This is a genomic window from Micromonospora humida (assembly GCF_016901255.1).
Taxonomy (GTDB): domain Bacteria; phylum Actinomycetota; class Actinomycetes; order Mycobacteriales; family Micromonosporaceae; genus Micromonospora; species Micromonospora wenchangensis.
This window is the reverse complement of the sequence record NZ_JAFEUC010000002.1, coordinates 126,245-148,553: the sequence shown is the minus strand read 5'-3', so window position 1 is coordinate 148,553 and position 22,309 is coordinate 126,245. Positions and strand designations below refer to the sequence as shown.

Annotated in this window: 14 protein-coding genes; 6 read left to right on the top strand and 8 right to left on the bottom strand. The window is 73.3% G+C overall.

Annotation, left to right across the window (positions count from 1 at the left end; all coding sequences use genetic code 11):
• Window positions 1-59 precede the first annotated feature (59 nt).
• The gene (locus JQX11_RS04520) at window positions 60-971 is read left to right on the top strand and encodes a hypothetical protein (protein WP_204923736.1); all 912 of its coding nucleotides are present in this window, start codon (window positions 60-62) and stop codon (window positions 969-971) included.
• A gap of 7 nt (window positions 972-978) precedes the next feature.
• Here the strand turns inward: JQX11_RS04520 and JQX11_RS04515 are convergent, their stop codons facing one another.
• The 5 genes from JQX11_RS04515 to JQX11_RS04495 all read right to left on the bottom strand — a co-directional run bounded on the left by JQX11_RS04515 (window position 979) and on the right by JQX11_RS04495 (window position 8,846).
• The gene (locus JQX11_RS04515) at window positions 979-2,988 is read right to left on the bottom strand and encodes an FAD-dependent oxidoreductase (RefSeq protein WP_204923735.1); all 2,010 of its coding nucleotides are present in this window, start codon (window positions 2,986-2,988) and stop codon (window positions 979-981) included.
• A gap of 148 nt (window positions 2,989-3,136) precedes the next feature.
• Window positions 3,137-5,608: a glycoside hydrolase family 2 protein gene (locus tag JQX11_RS04510; RefSeq protein WP_204923734.1), complete on the bottom strand. Its 2,472-nt coding sequence runs from the start codon at window positions 5,606-5,608 to the stop codon at window positions 3,137-3,139.
• Window positions 5,605-6,450, bottom strand: a complete 846-nt coding sequence (locus tag JQX11_RS04505; RefSeq protein ID WP_204924131.1) for a carbohydrate ABC transporter permease — start codon at window positions 6,448-6,450, stop codon at window positions 5,605-5,607. Before JQX11_RS04505 ends, JQX11_RS04510 begins: the two co-directional genes overlap by 4 nt.
• A gap of 56 nt (window positions 6,451-6,506) precedes the next feature.
• Entirely contained in the window at window positions 6,507-7,520 is a 1,014-nt protein-coding gene (locus tag JQX11_RS04500) for a carbohydrate ABC transporter permease (protein WP_372444546.1), read from the bottom strand.
• 48 nt (window positions 7,521-7,568) lie between these two features.
• Window positions 7,569-8,846 (bottom strand): ABC transporter substrate-binding protein, encoded by a 1,278-nt coding sequence (locus JQX11_RS04495; protein WP_204923733.1) that lies wholly within the window; start codon window positions 8,844-8,846, stop codon window positions 7,569-7,571.
• A gap of 373 nt (window positions 8,847-9,219) precedes the next feature.
• Between JQX11_RS04495 and JQX11_RS04490 the strand changes: the two genes are divergently transcribed.
• Window positions 9,220-10,239, top strand: coding sequence for a LacI family DNA-binding transcriptional regulator (locus tag JQX11_RS04490; protein ID WP_204923732.1), 1,020 nt, complete (start codon window positions 9,220-9,222; stop codon window positions 10,237-10,239).
• 28 nt (window positions 10,240-10,267) lie between these two features.
• Here JQX11_RS04490 and JQX11_RS04485 read toward each other — a convergent pair whose 3' ends face one another.
• Entirely contained in the window at window positions 10,268-12,856 is a 2,589-nt protein-coding gene (locus tag JQX11_RS04485) for a putative bifunctional diguanylate cyclase/phosphodiesterase (RefSeq protein ID WP_307826059.1), read from the bottom strand.
• Window positions 12,857-13,033: 177 nt separating this feature from the next.
• Between JQX11_RS04485 and JQX11_RS04480 the strand changes: the two genes are divergently transcribed.
• Complete coding sequence (locus tag JQX11_RS04480) at window positions 13,034-13,408, top strand: PH domain-containing protein (protein WP_204923731.1); 375 nt, start codon at window positions 13,034-13,036, stop codon at window positions 13,406-13,408.
• Window positions 13,409-13,441: 33 nt separating this feature from the next.
• Here the strand turns inward: JQX11_RS04480 and JQX11_RS04475 are convergent, their stop codons facing one another.
• Window positions 13,442-14,368: a 2-hydroxyacid dehydrogenase gene (locus tag JQX11_RS04475; RefSeq protein ID WP_204923730.1), complete on the bottom strand. Its 927-nt coding sequence runs from the start codon at window positions 14,366-14,368 to the stop codon at window positions 13,442-13,444.
• 168 nt (window positions 14,369-14,536) lie between these two features.
• Between JQX11_RS04475 and JQX11_RS04470 the strand changes: the two genes are divergently transcribed.
• From JQX11_RS04470 to JQX11_RS04460, 3 genes are all read left to right on the top strand, one after another.
• The gene (locus JQX11_RS04470) at window positions 14,537-16,342 is read left to right on the top strand and encodes a GAF domain-containing SpoIIE family protein phosphatase (RefSeq protein WP_204923729.1); all 1,806 of its coding nucleotides are present in this window, start codon (window positions 14,537-14,539) and stop codon (window positions 16,340-16,342) included.
• Window positions 16,343-16,412: 70 nt separating this feature from the next.
• Window positions 16,413-17,576 carry a PQQ-dependent sugar dehydrogenase gene (locus JQX11_RS04465; RefSeq protein ID WP_204923728.1) on the top strand — a complete coding sequence of 388 codons (1,164 nt, stop codon included), beginning with the start codon at window positions 16,413-16,415 and terminating at the stop codon, window positions 17,574-17,576.
• 102 nt (window positions 17,577-17,678) lie between these two features.
• On the top strand, window positions 17,679-19,313 hold the full coding sequence (locus tag JQX11_RS04460; RefSeq protein WP_204923727.1) for a metallophosphoesterase: 1,635 nt from the start codon (window positions 17,679-17,681) through the stop codon (window positions 19,311-19,313).
• A gap of 545 nt (window positions 19,314-19,858) precedes the next feature.
• Here the strand turns inward: JQX11_RS04460 and JQX11_RS04455 are convergent.
• On the bottom strand, window positions 19,859-22,216 hold the full coding sequence (locus JQX11_RS04455; protein WP_204923726.1) for a thiamine pyrophosphate-binding protein: 2,358 nt from the start codon (window positions 22,214-22,216) through the stop codon (window positions 19,859-19,861).
• Window positions 22,217-22,309: the final 93 nt, after the last annotated feature.

Below are 22,309 nucleotides of genomic sequence, written 5' to 3'. Positions count from 1 at the left end.
GTGCCGCAGGGCCGCGAGGACCGGAGGCGGTACGGATCGCCGAGCATCGTTGGGGAGAGATGAGCGCTCATCCGCACCCGGACGCAGAACCGGAACTCCCGTTCTCCTGGCTTGCCGACGCCCCGCTGTTCATCGACCGGGACCAGGTGTCAGCGTTCTACGACGCGGTGGTCATGCCCGAACACGAGACCGGCAAGATCACTCTGTCGACCAGGGACATCCGGGTGTCGAGGAGCAGCACCAGCGGAAAGCTGGGAGCCCGCATCGGAACCAGGGACCTGTTGGCCTCCCTCTTCCCGTTCCTCGATGCTCACGTCGCCTTGGAGGGGACGCACGGTCGCGAGAAGTCGACGCAGGCCGAGCAGGGAGACTCGATCGAGCTTCACCCGATCAGGAACCCGCACCGGCAACTCCTCCAACTCGCCCTGCACTATGCGGCCCATCTACCCGACAGGGTGACATTCGCCCAGGACGAGAGCTGGCTGGACGACCTCGACCGGAGCTTCATCAGAGACAGCCCCCGGGCACTCGTCTTCGTCGATCTTCCCGCCGGGCAGGCGATCATTCCGCTGGCCGCCGAACTGGCGACCGGAAGAGTGGTTGCGATCTTCGACGACCTGGTGGCCGAGATCTCCCGCACCGTCCGTACGCTGCCGCCGCACTACCCGGCGACCGAGGAACCTGCGACGAAGCGCGAGTACTGGCGCTGGTTCTCGGACAACTACAGCGCCATCGCCGCGATGAACGTGCTCGAACGGGGCATCGGCGACGGCGGCCCGGCCCAGTGGGTGGATTACCGGGTCCACCTCAACGACAGGTCGCTCCAACTCTCCCTGCGGGGTCGGCGCAACTTCGAGACAGGAATCTACGCGTACTCGATGATCCGCCGTGGCAACCAGCACGGGCTGCGGATCGTGGGCACTCTGAAGTCCGGCCCCGGGCTCAACGTCCTCGCCGTCTTCGAGAAGTGAGGAAGGGTCAGGCCGGGACGAAGCGGGCCGCGTCGGCGACCACGTACCCGTCGGTGCCCTCGGTGCGGATCAGCACGCTGCCGGCCGTACCCGCCGGGAACTGGTACGTCCCCAGCGACACCCACTGCCCGCCCGACGTGCGCTGGTCGACCACCCGGGTGGTCACCCCACCGCCGTGCACCACGTCGACCGGGACGGTGCCGGCCCGGTTCGGGTCAGCCGTCCAGCGCAGGTGGACCGCCCAACTCCCGGCCGTCGGCAGGGCCGGGGTGAACCGCAGCCGGTTGACGCCCTTGCCGGTGTTGCCGTCGTGCTCGTAGTCCGACCCCCAGTAGCCGCCGATCGCGGTGCTGCCCACCCAGACGCCGGCCCGGGTGACCCCGGCCGACCGGTTGTCCACCACGACCTCGCCGTCGACGGTGGGCGGCCAGGCGAGGATCTGCCCGTCGGCGCGCAGCCGGGCCTGGAGGGCCGCCACGTCCACCTGCTGCACCGGCACGCCCGCGTCGAGCGCCAGCTTCGCCGCCGTGGCCGCCGACTGGGCGAGGATCATGAAGACCGGTTCCATCCGGATCGACCCGTACGCGATGTGGGTGGCCGACAGGCAGACCGGCACGAACAGGTTGGCGCACTGCCCGGCGGCGGGCACGACCGACCGGTAGCTGACCGGGTACGGGCCGGGCACCCCGACCTGCACGTCGCCCTCGTTCTTCACGAACCCGTCGACCACCACCCGCTGGCAGTTGTGCGAGTCCATGGTGTAGCTGGCCAACCCGACCGAGTCGGCGGCCCGCACGGTGCCCCGGCAGTCCCGCTCGGTCATCACGTACGCCGAGACCATCCGGCGGGCCTCGCGGACGTAGAGCTGCGGGGGCCAGTTGCCGGTGGCGGTGAACTCGTCGGCGGCCAGGCCCCAGCCGGCGACCCCGGACCGTACCGACGCCGGCAGCCGGGGGTCGTTGGCCAGGAACCACATCAGCCCTTGCTGGTACGTCAGGTGGTCGGCGGTCAGGCTGTCCCGCTGCGCCCGGGTCGCCGTCGGGTAGGTGTGGTTCGCGGCGATGAAGTCGGTGGAGAACGCCCCGGTGTTGTTCGAGTCGGTCTTGCCGCCGCCGACGCTCTGGGTGGTGAAGAACGGCCCGGTGTAGCCGGCCTGCACGTACCGCAGCAGCAGTTCGTAGTCGGCCGGGTCGTAGCCGGCCGGCCGCGGGAACGGGACCCGGTCGGCGGCCCGGGTCAGACACATCCGGAAGTTGTACGCCTGGATCCGCTCGTCGCCGGTGCCGTTGCGCGCGACCGGGGCGGCGGAGATGCCGGGAAGCAGCCCGCTGGCCGGGTCACCCGGCACCACGTACGGGTCGACCGGCCTGGTGAACTGGTGTTCCCCGCGCAACTGCACCCCGTTGATGGTCTCGCCGTACGCGGTGTTGGCCTCCCGGCCGACGGTGTACGACACCCCGGCGGCGGCCATCAGGTCACCCTCGTACGTCGCGTCGACGAACATCGGGCCGGTGAAGAGCTGCCCGTGTTCGGTGACCAGCCCGGTGATCCGGTCGCCGGCCCGCGTGACCGTGGCCAGCGGGGCGTCCAGGTAGACCGGGACCGCGTGCTCGGTGAGCAGGTCGTCGAGGACCCCGGCGGCCACGTGCGGCTCGAATACCAGCCGCATCGGCGAGTCGGGGGTGACCGGGGTGCCGTGGTAGCGGGCGTACACCCGGCGGTAGAACTCCCCGGCGAGACCACCGATGGCGGCGCTGGTCCCGCTGTCGGTGTAGCCGAGCCCGCCGGTGGTGAGCCCGCCGACGTGGCGGCCCGGTTCGACGATCACGGCGGTGCCGCCGAGCCGGCGCATCTGCACGGCGGCCATGATGCCGGCCGAGGTCGCGCCGTAGACCACCAGGTCGACGGTGACGGTGCCGGCGGCCAGGGCGGGCAGGCCGAGACCGGTGCCGGCGGCGACGACGAGGGTGGCCCCGCCGAGGCGGAACAGGTGCCGGCGGGTGAACGCGGACGACATCACGGCTGCCCTTCGAACGAGGGGAAGGAGCGCGCCGCCGCACCCGGAACGCATCGACCCTCGCTGATCGCGTCGGGGACTGTCAAGGGGTGACCCGCCCCGCGCCGGCCGGGAGGTCGCCGGCCGGCGCGCAGGGGCGACCCGTCGGTCAGCCCGCCGGGGCCCCGGTCGCGTCGTCGACCAGGTCGTTGACGCAGCGCAGCACCGGCCGGGTGGTCAACGCCGCCGGGTCCAGCGGCGTACCGGAACGCACCGTGAACGTGACCGACTCCCCCGGCAGCAGGGTGACCAGCGCGGTGTCCACCTCGGCGGCCGGATCGAGCCGGTCCGGGAAGAGCGTCAGGTCGCGCAGCACGGTCCGCGCGGTGACCCGGACCCGCTGACCGCCGTCGACCGCCTCCACCGTCGCGTCGAAGCGGGCCGTCGGCCAGTGCGCGTCCCGGTCCTCGGCGAAGAACCACAGGGCCCGTTCGGCGGTGTCCCCGGCCTCGGCGACCAGCAGCTCCCGGCGTTCCTCCTCGGCCACGGCCAAATCCGCCGGCAGCGGCACCGTCACCGCCGCGTACGCGGGCACGTCGAGCGGGTACGACGTCTTCGCCCTCGGCTCGCCGGTCAACGTCGACCGGGTCACCGTCAGCGGGGTCCGCCACGGGGTGCCGGTCTCGTTCACCGCGACCAGCACCAGCCCGCCGTCTCGGGGTTGGACGGTGAGCAGCCGGTCGGCGTACGCCCGGCGCAGCGCGTACCACAGGGGTTTGCGGCGGCCGTCGCCGTCGACGGCCGACCAGGAGGTGACCGGCCAGCAGTCGTTGAGCTGCCAGACGATGGTGCCGGAGCAGACGTCCCGGTGCGACCGGAAGTGTTCCACCCCCAGCTGGATGGCCCGCGCCTGGTTGAGCTGGGTCAGGTAGTGCCAGTCGTCGAAATCCGCCGGGGCGGGCAGGTGCGCGTCGAGCCCGCGTCGCAGCTTGGCGTCCCCGTCGGCGGCCTTCTGGTGGTGGGCCATCCCCGGCGAGTCGGGCGCGAGCGGATCGTCGGACAACGCCCGGCGCAGCGTCGCGTACGCCGGGGGCGCCTGGTAGCCGAACTCGGCGACGAACCGGGGGACGTACTCGCGGTACCTCGTGTAGTCGTCGGTGTTCCAGACGTCCCAGATGTGTGTGGTGCCGTGCGCCGGGTCGTTGGGGTGGATGTCCTCGACACCCGACCACGGGCTGCCCGGCCAGTACGGGCGGGTCGGGTCCAGCTCGTCGACCACCCGGGGCAGCAGGTCGAGGTAGAAGCCCCGGCCCCAGGTACGCCCGGCCAGCGGCTCCTGCCAGTCCCAGTCGTGCCAGCCCCAGATGTTCTCGTTGTTGCCGGTCCACAGCACCAGCGACGGGTGCCCGGCCAGCCGGGTCACCTGCTCCCGCGCCTCCGCCTCGACCTCGCCGCCGAACGGCTCCTCCTCCGGGTACGCCGCACAGGCGAACAGGAAGTCCTGCTGGACCAGCAGGCCGTGCTCGTCGGCGAGGGAGTAGAAGTCGGTCGACTCGTACCGGCCACCGCCCCAGACCCGCAGCAGGTTGACGTTGGCGTCGGCGGCCTGGGCGAACCGGTGGGCCAGCCGGTCGCGGGTGATCCGGGTGGGGAACGCGTCGTCGGGGATCCAGTTGACCCCCCGGACCAGCACCGGCACGTCGTTGACGTGCAGGGTGAACGGGGTGCCGTGGGCGTCGGGGGTGGTGTCCAGGCGTACCGAGCGGAACCCGATCCGCTGTGACCAGGTGTCCAGCGGTCGGCCGTCGGCCGTCGCCAGGGTCACCGTCAGCGGGTGCAGCGGCTGTGCACCGTACCCCCGGGGCCACCACAACTCGGGGTCGACGACGGTGAGGGTCAGCACGGCCGTGCGCTGCCCGGCGGCGACGGTCGCCTCGCCGGTCACCCCGGCGACCTCGGCGCGGACGGTCAGCGGCACGTCGGCCACCCGCTCGACCTCGACGTGCAGCTCGACCCGGCCCTGCCCGTCGACGACCGTCACCAGTGGACGGACGGTGCCGAGCCGGGCGGTGGACCAGGCGTGCAACCCGATCTCCTGCCAGATCCCGGCGGTGACCAGCGTCGGCCCCCAGTCCCAGCCGAAGTTGCAGGCCATCTTGCGGATGAACGGGAACGGCTCCGGGTAGGCGTTGGGCCGGTCACCGAGCCGGTCCCGCTGCGCCTCGGCGTACCGGTACGCCGAGGCGAACCGGACGGCGAGGGTGTTCTCCCCCGGCCGCAGCGCCGGGGCCACGTCGAACCGGTACGACCGGTGCATGTTCGCGGTGCGGCCGACCTCGACGCCGTTGAGCGTGATCGTGGCGACCGTGTCCAGCCCGGCGCAGACCAGCTCGACCCGGTCGTCGTCGCCGGGCCGGTGCACGAACGTGGTCGCGTACTCCCAGTCGGTGTGGCCGATCCAGGCAAGCGTCGTCTCGTTGGCGTCGAGGTAGGGGTCGTCGATCAGGCCGGCGGCGAGCAGGTCGGTGTGCACGCAACCCGGCACGGTGGCCGGCACCGACCGGCCGGCGACGGCGTCGGGCACCTGCGGCCCGGACACCGCACGCAACTGCCATCCCTCGTGCAACGCCTGACGGTTCACGACTTCACCGCGCCTTCCATGATTCCCCGGACGATCTGCCGGCCGCCGATGAAGAGCATCACCAGCAGCGGGACCGTGGCGATGAACGCCCCCGCGAGCACCCGACGGTAGATGACGTAGTTGCCGCTCGCCAGATCGGAGACGGCCACCATCGAGGTCGGATAGTCGGTGCCGCTGAGCGTGATCAGCGGCCACTGGAAGTCGTTCCAGGTGGCCACGAAGGTGAGCAGGCCCAGCACCGCCAGGGCCGGGCGGATCGCCGGCAGCGCGATGCTGCGGTAGATCCGCATGGTGGTCGCCCCGTCGACCCGGGCCGACTCGACCAGCTCGTCGGGGACGCTGTTGACGATGAACTGCCGCATGTAGAACACCCCGAACGCGGTGACCAGGCCCGGCGCGATCACCGCCAGCAGGGTGCCGTTCCAGCCGAGCCGGCCCATCACGATGTAGAGCGCGACGATGCCGAGCTGGTTGGGCACGGTGAGGGTGAGCACGACGAGCAGCATCAGCGCGTTGCTGCCCCGGAACCGCAGCTTGGCGAAGGCGAACCCGGCCAGCGAGCAGAAGAACAGCACCGAGGCGGTCACCACGGTCGACACGATGACGCTGTTGACCAGGGAGGCGGCGAAGTAGACGTCCTGGAGGGAGAAGACCTCCTCCAGGTTGGCCAGGAACCGGTCGCCGGGCACTACCGCCGGGGGCAGCTTCGCCAGCGCCTCGTCGTCGCTGGTGGCGATGACGAACATCCAGTACAGCGGGAACGCGGCGAACAGGAAGGTCAACGACAGCAGCAGGTACGTGCCGAGGCCGGCGGGGGTGTCCTGCGGCGCGCGACCCAGCAGGGCGGGCCGGTGCCGTCTGCGGACCGGCGCGGTGGGTCGCGGCGGGGCGACGGCGCTCACCGGCGACCACCCGACAGGCGGTTGGTGAGCAGGGTGTTGAGGCCGGTGACCAGCAGGATGATCAGGAACAGCGCCCAGGACATGGCGGCGGCGTAGCCGAGGTTGAGGTCCTTCCAGCCGACCTTGTAGATGAGCTGGGCGATGGTCTGCCACTCGCCGTTCGGCCCGCCGGTGGCTGCCTGCGCGTTGAGGTCGAACAGCATCGGCTCGGTGAACAGTTGCAGCCCGCCGATGGTGGACAGCACCACCGTGAACACGATCACCGGCTGGATCATCGGCACGGTGATCCGCCAGAGCTGCCGCCACGGGCCGGCCCCGTCGATCGCCGACGCCTCGTAGACGTCGCGCGGGATGGACTGCATGGCGGCCAGGTAGAGCAGGGCGTTGTAGCCGATCCACTTCCAGTTGACCATCGTGGCGATGGCGATCCAGGCGTGCGGCTTGTCGGCCCGCCAGTCGATCGCCGCGTCCCCCGTCCCGCCGATGCCCACCTCGGCGAGCAGCCAGTTCGCCATCCCGAAACTGCGGGAGAAGAAGACGCTGAACACCATCGTCGAGGCCACGATCGGGGTGACGTACGGCAGCAGCACCCCGACCCGCCACCAGGTCTGCGCCCGCAGTTTGCGGTTGAGCAGCGAGGCGACCACCAGCGCCAGCAGCAGTTGCGGCACCGAGGAGAGCAGGAAGATGCCGAACGTGTTGTAGAGCGCGTTCCAGAAATCCTCGTCGCCGAACAGCCGGGTGAAGTTCGCGAACCCGGCCCAGTAGGGCAGGGTGGGGTCGTCGAGCCGGTAGTTGCGCAGCGCGACGACCCCGTTGAACAGCAGCGGGAAGAGCCCGAAGACGCCGAACAGCAGGAAGAACGGCGCGACCATCAGGTAGGGCAGGTAGCGCAGGTCGAACCGGTACAGCCGGTCACGCCAGCCGGGCGACCGGTCGCCGGCCCCGGAGGCGGCACGCTCCGGACCGGTGCGGTGACTCGACGGCGGCACGGCACGGGTGGTGGACACGGGGCACCCTCCAGGGCCGGGGACGGTACGGGGGCGGGCGGCGTACGGTCAGGAGGTGCGGGCCTTCTCCGCCTCCTTGACCGCCTCGGCCCAGGCGGCATCCGGCTTCAGCGTCCCGTTCTGCACCCGGTTGATGACGTTCTCCACGGCCACCCGGGTCGGGCCGTTCCGCTTGCCCAGGTACTGCGGGGTCAGCCCCTGCGCCATCTTCGGGAAGATCTGCCCGACCGGCGCGTCGTGGAAGAACGGGTTCTTGAACTCGGCGATCGCCGGGTCGGCGTAGAGCGCCGGCTGCGAGGGCAGGTTGCCGACCTTCTTGAAGATCTCGATCTGCTGCTCCGGCTGGACCAGCCACTCCAGCAGCTCGTACGCCTCGTCGACGTGCCTGCCCTGCTTGGGGATGGTGAGGAACGAGCCGCCCCAGTTGCCGCCGCCACCGGGCACCGCGGCGATGTCCCACTTACCCTGGGTGCCGGGCGCGGTGTCCTTGATGTGGCCGAGCATCCACGCCGGGCAGGCGAGGACGGCGAACGAGCCGGCGGTGAAGCCCTTGTCCCAGTCGGCCTGGAAGCTGGCCAGGTTGGCCGAGAGACCGGCCTGGACCGCCCTGATCGTGTAGTCGAAGGCGACCTTGGGACCCTGCTCCATCTGGAGCTGTTCCTGTTCGTCGTAGAAGCCGACGGGCTGCTGGCCCAGGATCGGGTTGAACAGGTTGGTGCCGGAGTCGAGGAACTTCTTCTTCGTCCGGCCGGTGTAGTCCTGGCCGACCTGGATGAACCTGTCCCAGGTGGGCCAGAGGGCGGAGACCTGGTCGCGGTCGGTGGGCAGCCCGGCGGCGGCGAACAGGTCGGTGCGGTAGCACATGGCGAGGCCGCCGACGTCCGTGCCGAGGCCGATCTGGGTCTTGCCGTCGGCCGACAGCGACTGCTTCCACTTCCACGGCAGGTACTTGCTCTCGTACGAGCCGGCGCCCTTGTCGAGCAGGTTGACGAACTTGTCGGACTGGCTGCGGAACTGGACCATGAAGCCTTCGTCGATGGCGGCGATGTCGGCCGCTCCGGAGCCGGCGACGAGTTTCTTCTGGAGATCCTCGTGTTGGGCGTTGTACTCGCCCGAGTTGAGTTGGATCTTGATGTTGGGGTGGTCGGCCTCGTAGCGGGTCTTGAGGTCCTGGAGACCGAAGTCGCCCCAGAAATTGATCTTCAGGGTGACCTGGCCGCCGCCGTCCGAGCCGGTGGTGCTCCTACCGCTGCACGCCGCGACCAGCGTCAGGCTGACGGCACCGACCGCCGCCGCGCGGGCCCAGCGGGTCCAGGACCGTGTCATCTCATCCTCCGCGCACGCTTGTGGAACGCTCCACACATCGAGGAACGTCGACTGAACCGGATAAGTCAGGCCACCGTACGACCCACCCCGGGCACTGTCAACGGCCGGTTAACAGCGCCCTTGGCCGGTAACGGGATCCGCCCTCAACGCCCTGCCGACGCGCTCAGCGGGCCCTTCCAGCAGGCGGAAGGGACGCACCCCGCCCGGCGCGAACGGCACACTTAACCGAGCAAGCGAACCAGCCGCCCACGTCGATCGGGACCGGCCACGGCCGGGGACGACCGCCCGACCGGGCACCGGTAGCGTGAGGACCGCCGGCGACCCCGGCCCGAGAACGGCCTGCCCAGGCCGCGAGAAGTGGAGGAAACCGCCGGTGAAGCGGCCGACCATCGCCGACGTCGCCCGACGCGCCGGAGTGTCCAAGGGCGCGGTGTCGTACGCGCTCAACGGGCAGCCGGGCGTCTCGGAAGCCACCCGGCAACGCATCCTGGCGATCGCCACCGAGATCGGATTCAGCCCGAGCAGCGCCGCCCGCGCGCTCTCCGGCGCCACCGCCAACGCCGTCGGCCTGGCCCTGTGCCGACCGGCCCGGATACTCGGCATCGAACCGTTCTTCATGGAGCTGATCAGCGGCGTCGAAGCCGAACTCTCCGCCCGGTCGTACGCGCTGACCCTGCAGGTGGTGGCCGACCAGGAGGCGGAGATCGCGGTCTACCGCCGGTGGTGGGCCGAACGGCGGGTCGACGGGGTCCTCGTCTGCGACCTGCGGACCGACGACATCCGGGTGCCCGCCCTGGAGGAGCTGCAACTGCCCGCCGTGGTGATCGGCGGGCCGAGGCACACCGGCACGCTGGCCCACGTCTGGTCGGACGACGCGGCGGCGCTCGCCGAGGCGGTGGAGTACCTGGTCGCCCTCGGCCACCGCAAGATCGCCCGGATCGGCGGGCTGCCGTCGCTGCTGCACACCGAGATCCGTACCGACGCCTTCGCCGAGGTGTGCGGCCGGCTCGGGCTCACCGACGCGGCGACCGTGTGGTCGGACTACACCGGCGAGGAGGGGGCGCGCGCCACCCGGCGGCTGCTCAGCTCCGCCCGACGCCCCACCGCGGTGATCTACGACAACGACGTGATGGCGATCGCCGGGCTCGCCGTGGCCCAGGAGATGGGCCTCGGCGTCCCCACCGACCTGTCCATCGTGGCCTGGGACGACTCCCCGCTCTGCCAACTGGTGCACCCGCCGCTGACCGCGCTCGGCCGGGACATCCCCGCCTACGGCGCGCACGCCGCCCGGCAGTTGCTCGCCGTCATCGCCGGTGAACCGGTGAGCGGGCTCCAGGACGAGACGGCGCACCTGACCCCGCGGGGCAGCACCGCACCGCCCCGGGTGAGGTGAACCGGTTCATCCCGACCCGACCTGACCGTCAGCGGGACGTCGTCGGAAACTCCGCGAAGTACGCCTCGACCCGCTCGGCGGTGGCCGGACGCGCCAACGCGAACCCCTGCCCGTACCGGCAGCCGGCCCGGGTGGCCCGCGCCACGTCCGGCTCCGACTCCAGCTCGGCCATCACCACGGTCACCCCCAACCGCTCCCCCAACCCCACCACCACGTCGATCAACGGGCGGGCATCCTCGTCCGGGTCGACCGGTCGGGGCTGCACCTTCAACAGGTCGATCGGCAGCCGACGCAGCTGGGCCAGGGAGGCGTGCTCCGCCCGGAAGCTGTCCAACGCGGTGCGTACCCCCAGCGACCGCAGGCCGGCCAGCCGGGCGACCACCGTGGGCAGGTCGGCCCCGAGCCGCGACTCGGCGATCTCCAGGACCAGCCGCTCCGCCGGGACGCCGTGCCCGGCCAGCACCGCCGCCACCCGGGGCACCAGATCCGGCGCCAACAGCTCGGCGAGGGTGACGTTGACCGCCAGCCACAGCTCCCGACCGCCGACCGACCAGTCGGCGAGCTGCCGGCAGGCCCGGTCGAGCACCCACCGGCCCAGCTCCCCCAGCAGACCGAGATCCTCGGCGACCGGCAGGAACTCGGCCGGCAGCACGGTGCCCAGCACCGGGCTGCGCCAGCGCAGCAACGCCTCGATGCCGGCCGGTCGGCGGTCGGCCAGCGCCAGCACCGGCTGGTAGACCAGGTCCAGCTCGCCCCGGTCCGCCGCCCCGGGCAGCTCCCGTTCCAGGTCCAGCCGGCGGACCAGCTCCTCCTCCAGGCAGGCGTCGTACCACTCGACCCGGTTGCGGCCGAGCTGGACGGCCCGGCGACGCGCCAGGTCGGCCTGGCGCACCGCGTCCTGCGGCGACGTCGCCGCCAGCTCGGTCAGGCCCACACCGACCCGGAGCCGGGCCATCCCGGTCGGCACCGGGCACGGCTCGGTCAACGCGGCCAGCAGCCGCTCGCCCAACGCGTACGCCGGGACCGGGCCGGCGTCGGTGACCACCGCGAACTCCTCCCCGGACAACCGGGCGACCAGGTCCCGGGGGCCGACCACGTCGCGCAGCCGGCGGGCGGTGGCGGCCAGGAGCGGGTCCGGGCCGGCGGCGTCCCGGGCCGGGCCGAGCCCGTGCACGTCGAGCAGGAGCAGCGCGCCGGGGGTGCCGCCCCGTTCGTCGAGCACCCGCAGCAGCTCCCGCCGGGTGGACAGACCGGTGAGCGGGTCGGTGGCCGCGCCCCGGGGCCGCCCACGCTCCGGCCGGCGACGGTCACCGACGTCGCGGACGTGCAGCACCACCGCGGCCACCTCCGGCACGGTCCGCTGGTCGCTCACCGTCGACTCGGTCTCCCGCCAGCCGCCGTCACCGGTCCGCATCCGGGCCACCAGCAGCGGCGCGACGGCATCGCCAGGCAGCGGCGCGGCGGCGTTGCCCGGCCGCCCGGCCAGCCGGGTCAGGACGCCCGGCGCATCGTCCGGATGCAGCAGGTCGGCCAGCGGCCGCCCGCACACCGCCTCCTGACGCAGCCCGAACCAGCGTTCCCCGGCCGCCGAGAGCCAGCGCACCCGCAACTCGTCGTCGAGGACGAGGACCAGGTCACGACCGCCGGCGACCAGCGTGCGGAAGTACGCCTCGCGGGCGGCCAGCCGCCCGGCCCACCGCCGCTGGTCGGTGATGGAGATGAACTCCCGGGCCACCAGCGGCGGGATCACCGCCAGCCCCAGCAGGACGGCGGTCGGGGTGAAGCCGCCGACGAACGCCAGATGGCCGGCCGCCGCCACGGTCGCCACCGCCGCCGGTGCGGTCACCCGGGGCCAGGCCGGCGACGGGCCGGTCGGCACCGCCGGGTCGCCCGCCGCGGCCCGGGTCATCCCGGCAGCCGTCAGCAGCGCCCCGCCGACCAGCAGCGGCACCGCGGTCAGCAGGGCCACCGCGGGGGCCCGGTAGGCCAGCAGCACCACCAGGTCGGCCAGGCCGAGCAGGACGGCTGCCACGCCGAGCCGGCACCGGGCCGTGCCGGGGTAGTGCCGGTCCAGCGCGCCCACCAGCAGCCCGGCCAGGACAACCGCGCCCGCGACGGTGACCGCCCGGACCACCGGGGGCACCGGGCCGGGCGGGACCAGCACCCAGCCGGCGAAGAGCAGGGCGGCGCCGAGACCGAGGATGTCGACGCCACGCCGCCACCGGGTCCGGGGCGTCAGCCGGGAGTGGCCGGGCAGCAGGAGCAGGCCGAGCGCGTAGCCGAGCGTGGCCGCGCCGAGCCCGACCGCCGCGACCTCGGCCCGGTGGAACGCCGGTGCCAGCGGTAGCACCGCCACGGTCGCCCCGACCACGGCCGCCGCGACGGTGAGCAGGACGGCGGCCCGGCGACGCCGGACGCGACGGTCCCGCCCGTCGCCGGCGGTGAGGCGGAGCAGCCGGGCGGCGGCCACGGCACAGCCGCCCGCGCCGGCCATCGTGGTGGCGGCCAGCGGCGCGACGGCGTCGACCAGGGCGGCGACGACGAGGAGGAACGCGACCAGCAGGGTCAGCACCACGGGTGCGGACGGTGGGCGGCGGAGGGGGCGGGTGACGGTCACGGCGGTCACCTTCGTGAGGGGGACACGGCGCGGTGCGGCGGAGGGTTAGCGGTTCAACGAGGCACCACCCTCCCGGTTATGCCCTCCGGTCGTGACCTACATCACCGGATAGCACCGGTCGCGGCCGGTCCGCCGCCCGCCCGGTGCCGCCCCGGCCCCGGGTGGAATCATCGGGGGGTGAGTCGCGCCGACACCATCCGCTTCCGGCACAACCAGGCCATCCTGGTCGCGGCCGTCATCGCCACCATCGGCGCGCTGCCCCTGGCCGCCGCCCGGTGGTACCTGCTGCCGGTGCTGCTGGTCCCGCTGACCGTCGCGGTCTGGGCCTGGCGCTCCGGCACCGACGCCGACCCGCGCGGGCTGCGGCTGCGGGCGCTCGCCGGGGGCCGGCGCATCCCCTGGGAGCAGGTCGTCGAGCTGGCCACCGACCCGCGCGGCCGGGCCGTCGTCCGGCTCACCGACGGACACCAGCTGCCACTGCCCGCCGTCCGGGGCATCGACCTGCCCCGGCTGGTCGCGGTCACCGGGCAGGCCCTACCGGAAGCGCGCTGAGCCGGGGCACCCCACCGGTCGCCCCCGCCCGGGTCAGTAGCCGTCGACCACCGTGTTGACCAGCGATGATCCGGTGACGAACCGGCGCACCTGCTCCCCCACCAGCCGGTACGCCCGGGGCAGCAGCCCGCGTACCGAACCGGCCACGTGCGGGGTGAGCAGCACGTTCGGCAGCTCCCAGAGCGGATGGTCGGCCGGCAGCGGCTCCGGGTCGGTCACGTCCAACGCCGCCCGCAGCCGCCCCGACGCCAGCTCCTCGACCAGCGCCGCCGTGTCCGCCACCGGGCCCCGGGCGGCGTTGACCAGCAGCGCCCCGTCCGGCATGGCAGCCAGGAACGCGGCGTCGACCAGCCCCCGGGTGGCATCGGTCAGCGGCACCAGCAGCACCACCACGTCGGCCTCCGGCAGCAGGCGCGGCAGCTCGGTCACCGCGTGCACCCCCTCGTCCGGCCGGGCGGTCCGGGCGACCAGGGTGAAGGTGACGTCGAACGGGGCAAGCCGGGCCCGGACCGCCGCGCCGATCGACCCGGCCCCCACGATCAGCACCCGCTTACCGGTCAGCTCGTCGGTCGGCGCGACCCGGTCGTACGCCCACTCCCGGCGGACCTGGGCGCGGGCCAGCTCGGGAAAACCGCGTAGCTGGGCGAGGATCGCGGTGACCACCCACTCGGCGGTACCGGCGTCGTGCACCCCCCGGGCGTCGCAGAGGGTGACCCCGGCGGGCACCCGGCCCGTCCAGGCGTCCGCCCCGGCGGAGAGCAGCTGCACCACCGCCACGTCGGGCAGCCGGTCCAGCATCGCCGTGGTGTCCACCCCCGCCAGGAACGGCGGCACCCAGAACCGGACGTCGGCCGGGTCGCCTGGCGGATTCGCGGGGTCGGTCCACGGCTGTACCGTGACACCGGCCGGGACGGCACCGAGCAGCTCGACCCCTTCGGGGTGCGGAATCCATACCTTCACGCGTGCCGACGATAGCCCTCCGGCGGGCGGGGGCTGCCGACGGGCCGGGGGACGACGCCGTACCGGGCGACGACGCCCACGGCCACGGGTGACGGTCGGGCGGGACGGGTATAACCGGGGATCGGAACGCCGAACGGTGTCCTCCCCATCACGGCAGACAGGTGGTCGATGACCGAGCGCACCGCAGGGCCGGACCCGGACATCGCCGCGCTGGCCGATCCGGCCCGACTGCGGTCGCTGACCGAGACCGGCCTGGACGCCACACCGGACGAGGCGTTCGACCGGTTCGCCCGGCTGGTCAGCGACCTGCTCGACGTGCCGGTGGCGCTGGTCTCGCTGGTCACCGAGACCCGGCAGTTCTTCCCCGGCGCGGTCGGGCTGCCCGAGCCGTGGGCCGCCCGCCGGCAGACCCCGCTGAGCCACTCGTTCTGCCAGCACGTGATCGACACCGAGATCCCGCTGGTGCTGCCGGACGCCCGGCTCTACCCCCGGGTGCGGGACAACCTGGCCGTGCCGGAGCTGGGCGTCGTCGCGTACGCCGGGATGCCGCTGACCGACCTGGACGGCCGGGTGCTCGGCTCGCTGTGCGCGATCGACAGCAAGCCCCGGGCCTGGACGAAGGCGCAGCTACGGACGCTTGCCGACCTGGCGGCGGCCTGCTCCTCGGAGCTGCGGCTGCGGATCGCGCTGGACGCGGCCGAGGCGGCCCGCCGGCTGGTCGAGCAGGCACACGAGCGGCTGAACCTGCTCGCCTCGCTCAGCGAGGAGCTGACCGGCACGCTCGACGTGGAGACGGCGGTGGGGCGGCTGGCCGACGCGGTGGTGCCCCGGCTGGCCGACTGGGCGATGGTGACCCTGATCGACCAGGGCGGCGCGCCCCGCTGGGTGACCGCCGTGCACCGCGACCCGGCCCGCGCCGCCGACATCACCCGGTTCGGCGAGGTCGCGCTGCGCCGGCTCGGCCCCGCCTCGGTCACCCGGACGGTGCTGCGGACGGGCCAGCCGGTGCTGCGCGGTGTGGCCGACCTGGACGAGGTCCGGCGGGCCAGCGACGCCCCGGAACTGGTGGACCTCGCCGAACGGCTGGGTTTCGCCTCGCACCTGACCGTCCCGGTGCCGGCCCCGGGCCGGGGGACGGTGATGGGCGCGGTGACCCTGGTCAACGGGCCCGGCCGGCGGGCCTTCGACGACGACGACCTGGGCACCGCGCTGGAGATCGGCCGCCGCGCCGGGCAGGCGGTCGGTAACGGCTGGATCCACGGCGAGCAGCGGCACGTCGCCGAGGTGCTGCAGCACAGCATGTTGCCGCAGTTGCCGCAGAGCCCGTGGGTGGAGCTGGCGGCCCGCTACCAGCCGGCCGCCGACCGGGTGGAGGTGGGCGGCGACTGGTACGACGCCTTCGTCCAGCCCGACGGCGACCTGGTGGCGGCGATCGGCGACGTCGCCGGCCACGACATCGAGGCCGCCGCGACCATGGGGCAGCTGCGCAACCTGGTGCGGGGCAACGCGTTCGGCCGGGACGACCCGGTCGAGGAGCTGATGCGGCGGTTGGACGCCACCATCTCGGGCCTGCGCATCCCGACCGCCGCCACGGCGGTGCTGGCCCGGCTGCGGCCGGTCCCGGGCGGGGTGGCGGTCACCTGGTGCAACGCCGGTCATCCCGCGCCGCTGCTGGTCACCGCCGACGGCACGGTACGGCTGCTCGACGGCCGGTGGGAGCCGCTGCTGGGGCTGACCCGGCCGACCCCGCGCACCGGGGCACGGGTGCTGCTCGCCCCCGGGGACACCCTGCTGCTCTACACCGACGGGCTGGTGGAGCGGCGGGACCAGTCGATCGACGAGGGGATGGCCCAGTTGTGCGCCCGGGTCGCCGCCGCCGGCACCCGCCCCGCCGCCGACCTGTGTGACCTGCTGCTCAGCACCGGTCACCGGCGCGAGGACGACGTGGCGCTGCTGGCCCTGCGGGCCCGCTGAGGCGGTCAGCGGCCGGTGCGCCGTCCCCGGTGGCCCGGCCGACCGGGATTCGCGGGCTAGGCTGGGGCGGGTGAGCGCCCGTCTCCCGTACCCCCGCACCGTCCGGGTCCGCGCGGCCCTGGCGGCCTCCGGTGCCGCGCTGCTGCTGAGCGGGTGCAGTTTCGGCCCGCCGGAGCCCGATCCGGCCGGTGAACCCCCCAACCTGCCGACCCCGTCGGCGTCGGCGAACACCCCCGAGCAGCAGGTGGTGGCCACGGTGCTGGCGAAGGGCCTGCGGGTGCCGTGGGGCATCGCCTTCCTGCCCGACGGGGCGGCGCTGGTCACCGAGCGGGACAGCGGCAGGATCCTCAAGGTCGGGCCCGGGTCGGGGCCACAGGGGTTGACCGTCACCCCGGCGCAGACCGTGCCGGGGGTGGCCGCGTCCGGCGAGGCGGGCCTGCTCGGCATCGCCGTCTCCCCGGCGTACGCGCAGGACCGGACGGTCTTCGTCTACTACACCACCGAGCAGGACAACCGGGTGGCCCGGTTGACGCTGGGCGGCACCCCCACGCCGGTCCTGACGGGCATCCCGAAGTCCGGCAACCACAACGGCGGCGGGTTGGCGTTCGGCCCGGACGGGCAGCTCTACGTCAGCACCGGCGACGCCGGTGACCGGGGCGCCGCCCAGGACAAGGCCAGCCTGGCCGGCAAGATCCTGCGGATCACCCCGGACGGCAAGCCGGCGGCGGGTAACCCGTTCCCCGGCTCGCCGGTCTGGTCGCTGGGGCACCGTAACGTGCAGGGTCTGGCCTGGGACGCCGGGAAACGGATGTACGCCACCGAGTTCGGGCAGAACACCTGGGACGAGATCAACAAGATCGACAAGGGCGCGAACTACGGCTGGCCGACGGTGGAGGGGCAGGCCGGCGACGGCAGGTTCGTCGATCCGGTCGTGCAGTGGGGCACCGACGAGGCGTCCTGCTCGGGTCTGGCGGCCACGGGTCGGCTGCTGGCCGCCGCCTGCCTGCGCGGCGAGCGGATCTGGCTGGTGGAGCTGACCGACGCCGGCACGGTGCTCGGCGCGCCCCGGGAACTGCTCACCGAGAAGTACGGTCGGTTGCGGGCGGTAGCCGCCGCCCCGGACGGTTCGCTCTGGGTCTCCACCTCCAACCACGACGGGCGGGGTCAGCCGACCCCGGAGGACGACCGGCTGCTGCGACTGGTCTTCGCCGACGGCGGGGCCGGCCGGAGCTGACGACACGCCGACGGGCCGGACAGCCGGGCAGGTACCGGGCGGATCGGCCACCCGTCTGTCGGGTTTGCCAAGATCTTTCACGGGGCAGGTCAGAATCTCATCATGGGCGGTCAGGAGAACGAGCAACGCGGAGCCGGGGAGAGGGATCTCCCCGCCCGGCGTGAGCGACGCTGGCGGACCTGGTGGTCGGCCCTGCGGTCGACCCGGGCCCGACGGGCCGGCGTGGTGCTGGCGGTGCTGCTGGTCGCCCTGACCGGGACGGTCATCGGCGTATTCGCCGGTGGCCGGGTCAGTACCGACATCGGCCCGTTCCGCGCCGACCTGACCCTCGCCCCGGCGGTGCGGGGCGGCACCACCGTCGACATCCCCCCGCTGGGCGCGCTCCAGCTCGACAGCCACCAGGGCCCCACCCACCTGACGGTCGGGCTCGGCGCGCTGGACCAACGCAAGACCGAGGCGTTGATCGACGACCCGGCCAGCATCAGCCGGGCCAGCCAGTCGGCGGTGACCGACGTCCGCAACGGGGTGCTACGGCTCGGTCTGCGTACCCTCGGGGCGGCCGTGCTGGTCACCCTGCTGCTGGCCGCGCTGGTCTTCCGGGACACCCGGCGGACCGCCTGGGCCGGCGGGGTGGCCCTGGTGGTCACCGCCGGCAGCCTCGGCCTGGCGGCCGGCACCGTCCGCCCGCAGGCCATCGAGGAGCCCCGCTACGAGGGCCTGCTGGTCAACGCCCCGGCGATCGTCGGTGACGCGCGGCGGATCGCCAACGACTACAGCCGCTACGCCGAGCAGTTGCAGCGGCTGGTCGGCAACGTCAGCCAGCTCTACACCACCGTCTCGGCGCTGCCGGTGTACGAACCGGCGCCGGGCACCACCCGGGTGCTGCACGTGTCCGACATGCACCTCAACCCGACGGGCTGGCAGCTCATCCGCACCGTGGTCGAGCAGTTCGGCATCGACGTGGTGATCGACACCGGCGACCTGACCGACTGGGGCAGCGAACCCGAGGCGTCGTACGTCGGCTCGATCGGGCTGCTCAAGAAGCCGTACGTCTACATCCGGGGCAACCACGACTCACCCCGGACGGCGGCGGCGGTGGCCCGGCAACCGAACGCGGTCGTGCTGAACAACTCGACCACCACCGTCGCCGGCCTGACCATCGCCGGCATCGGCGACCCCCGGTTCACCCCGGACAAGGAGACCTCCCCGGCCGGCAGCGGGCTCACCGCGCAGGTCGCCAACCAGGTGATCGGGGCCGGCGAGACGCTCGCCACCACGGTCCGCGACTCGCCGCGACCGGTGAACATCGCGCTGGTGCACGATCCGGCCTCGGCCGGTCCGCTCTCGGGCACCTGCCCGCTGGTGCTGGCCGGGCACACCCACGCCCGGCAGATCTCGAAGCTGCCGCAGGTGGACGGCCAGCAGCCGACCCAGCTGATGGTGGAGGGCTCGACCGGTGGCGCCGGGCTGCGTGGCCTGGAGGGTGAGAAGCCGACTCCGCTGTCGATGTCGGTGCTCTACTTCGACCAGCAGAAGCTGCTCCAGGCCTACGACGACATCACCGTCGGCGGCACCGGGCAGGCCCAGGTGAACCTGGAACGGCACGTGATCCGCGATCCGGCGAAGGGCGCCGACGTCCCGGTCACCCCCACCCCGACCCGGGGCGGCTCGGAGTCCCCGTCACCCTCCGGGACCGGCCCGACCCCGACCTCGCCGACCCCCAGCCCGACCGGCTGATCCGCCTGCGGTCAGCGCAACGGCAGGACGGCCAGGGCGGCGGCGGGCAGGCGGCCCATGCGTGGCCGGCAGCGCAGAGCCGGCGGCCGTGGCTGCGCCTCGACCGTCGGGCCGGGACTCGCGGCTGCGCCCGCGTCACCCGGGCCAACCCTCCGCCCGACGTCACCGAAGGTGACCACCGCGCCGCACCCGCCTACCCACACTCGGAGACTTTGCTCTGCTGCCCTGACGGCGACAGTCACCTTGCGTTATGACACCGAAGCTCGACGCCACCGACAGTCATCGACATTTCCCCTGGCCAGCACCTTGTCGCCGCCATGGCAGCAGAGCAAAGGATACGTACCTGAGTCATGGGACCTGCCGCGTCGGACAACTGAGGGTGACCACAACCAGCATCAATCACGGAACTAACGGAGAGTGATCAGATCAGCGACGCGTTCCGCCGGTGGATGGCGGGGCACGACACCCGCCGGCACCGGGCAGAGCGTCACGCCCGCGCCAGCTCCGCGCATGGATGCGACAGGGAGGGAGAGGCGGCGCAGCGGTCAGCGCAACGACAGGGCGGCCAGGGCGGCGTTGACGATGCTGCCGGGAAGCAGGTCGTGCAGCTCGTACAGCTCGCGGACGCTGCCGGACTGGCCGAACTCGTCCACCCCCAGCGGCACCGCCGGCACCCCGAGCGCCGAGCCGAGCCAGGCCATCGCGTGCGAGGCGGCGTCGTGCACGGTCACCAGCGGGGCACGGTCCCCGAACGCCGCCCGCAACGCCCCCGGCACGCTCGGCACGGTCGCCGTACGCACGCCCTGGCGCAGGGTGCGCTGCCAGGCCCGGTAGAGCCGGTCCAGGCTGGTCACGTCGACCACGTGCGCGGCGATGCCCTCCTCGGCCAGCTCGGCGGCGGCGGCCAGCGTCTCCGGCAGCACCGCCCCGGAGGCGGCCAGGGTCACCACCGGCGCGTCGGCCAGCTGCGGGTACGCCTGGTGCGCGTCCACCAGCCGGTACGCCCCGGCGACCACCTGCCGGCGCAGCACCGCGTCGCCGAGGCGGGCCCGGGCCGCCTCGAACGGCGTCTGGTCCAGCGGGCGGGTGCTCAACCGGAAGTAGTACGCCCCGTCCTCGGTGGGCGCCGCGGTGGCGGCCGGCGCCGAGCCCTGCGCGATCTGCCCGAGCGCGTCGCAGAGCAGCCAGTCGAGGCTGGTGGCGTAGGCCGGTTCGCAGAAGGTGACGCCGGGCAGTTCCAGGCCGACGGAGGCGGTGATGGTGGACTGGTGGGCACCGCCCTCGGGGGCCAGGGTGACCCCCGACGGGGTGCCGGCCACCACGAACCGGGAACCCGAGTAGGTGCCGTAGAGGAACGCGTCCAGCCCGCGCAGCACGAACGGGTCGTAGACCGTGCCGACCGGCAGCAGCGGCTGCCCGGACAGGTCCCAGGACAGGCCGAGCTGGCCCAGCAGCAGGAACAGGTTCATCTCGGAGATGCCCAGCTCGATGTGCTGCCCGGCGGGGCTCTCCGTCCAGCGCAGCATCCGGTCCTGCGACCAGGACCGCCGCTCCGTCGGGGCGAACACCCCGGTCTTGTTGATGAACCCGGCCAGGTTGGTGGAGGTCGCCACGTCCGGCGCCGTGGTGACCAGGTAGGGCGCCACCTGCGGGTCCCGGGCCAGCTCCACCAGCACCCGGCCGAAGACCTCCTGGGTGGAGACCGGCTTGTGGGTGCGTACCCCGGTGGTCTCCGGGACGGTGACCCCCAGCGACCGGTGCCGGGGCGCGCGGGCCAGCGCCTCCCGGCGCGCGCCGGCCCGGATGCCGGCCGGGCTCGCCGGGTCGAGCCGGTCCCACTCCGTCGCGGCGGTCAGGCCGTGCTCCGCCCGCAGCGCGTCGACCTGCGCGGTGGACAGCAACGCCGAATGGTTGCGCGGGTTACCGGCGATCGGCAACCCCCACCCCTTGACGGTGTACGCGAAGACGACGCTGGGCCGGTCGGTCACCGCGTCGCACTGGGCGTACGCGTCGAGCATCGCCGCCAGGTCGTGCCCGCCCAGATCGGTGACGAGCGGGGCCAACTCCTCGTCGGTCAGGTCGGCGATGAACCCGGCGATGCCGTCGGGCGCGCCGTCCAGGAACTGTTGCCGCAGCGCCGGCCCGGTCAGCCCGAACAGCGACTGGTACTGCTCGTTGGGCATCCGGTCGATCCAGTCACGCAGCGCCGCCCCACCCGGCCGGGCGTACGCCTGCGCGAGCCGGCGACCGTACTTGACCTCGACGACGTGCCAGCCGGCGGCCTCGAACTGCCCGCGCCACTGGTCGATCCGGATGCCGGGCACCACCCGGTCCAGCGACTGCCGGTTGAAGTCGACGAGCCACATCACGTTGCCCAGGCCGGTGGTGGCCGGGTCGGCGACCGCCTCCCAGATGTTGCCCTCGTCCAGTTCGGCGTCACCGATCAACGCGACGAACCGGGAGTGCGGGCGGGCCCCGAAGTGGGCGTCGACGTAGCGGCGGGTCACCGCGGCGAACAGCGGGGCCGCCGCGCCCAACCCGACGGAGCCGGTGGAGAAGTCCACCGCGTCCGGGTCCTTGGTCCGCGACGGGTACGACTGCAACCCACCCCGCGCCCGCAGCCTCGTCAGATATGACCGGTCCAGGTTGCCCAGCAGGTACTGGATCGCGTGGAACACCGGGGAGGCGTGCGGCTTGACCGCCACCCGGTCCTCGGCGTCCAGGTGGGCGAACCACAGTGCGGTCATCGCGGTGACCAGGGAGGCACTCGACGCCTGGTGCCCGCCGACCTTCACCCCGTCGCCGGTGTCCCGGTCGTGGTTGGCCGCGTCCACGATCCGGGTGGCGAGCCACAGCACCCGCCGCTGGATCTCGTCGAGGACGTCGAGGTCGTGCTCGTTCACGGCAACTCCATCCGGGCGTCGCCGTTGACGCCCTCGGTGGGGGGTCGCGCGGGTCGCGCGCGTACCCCGGGGGAAGGGGTGAGGGCCACCGTC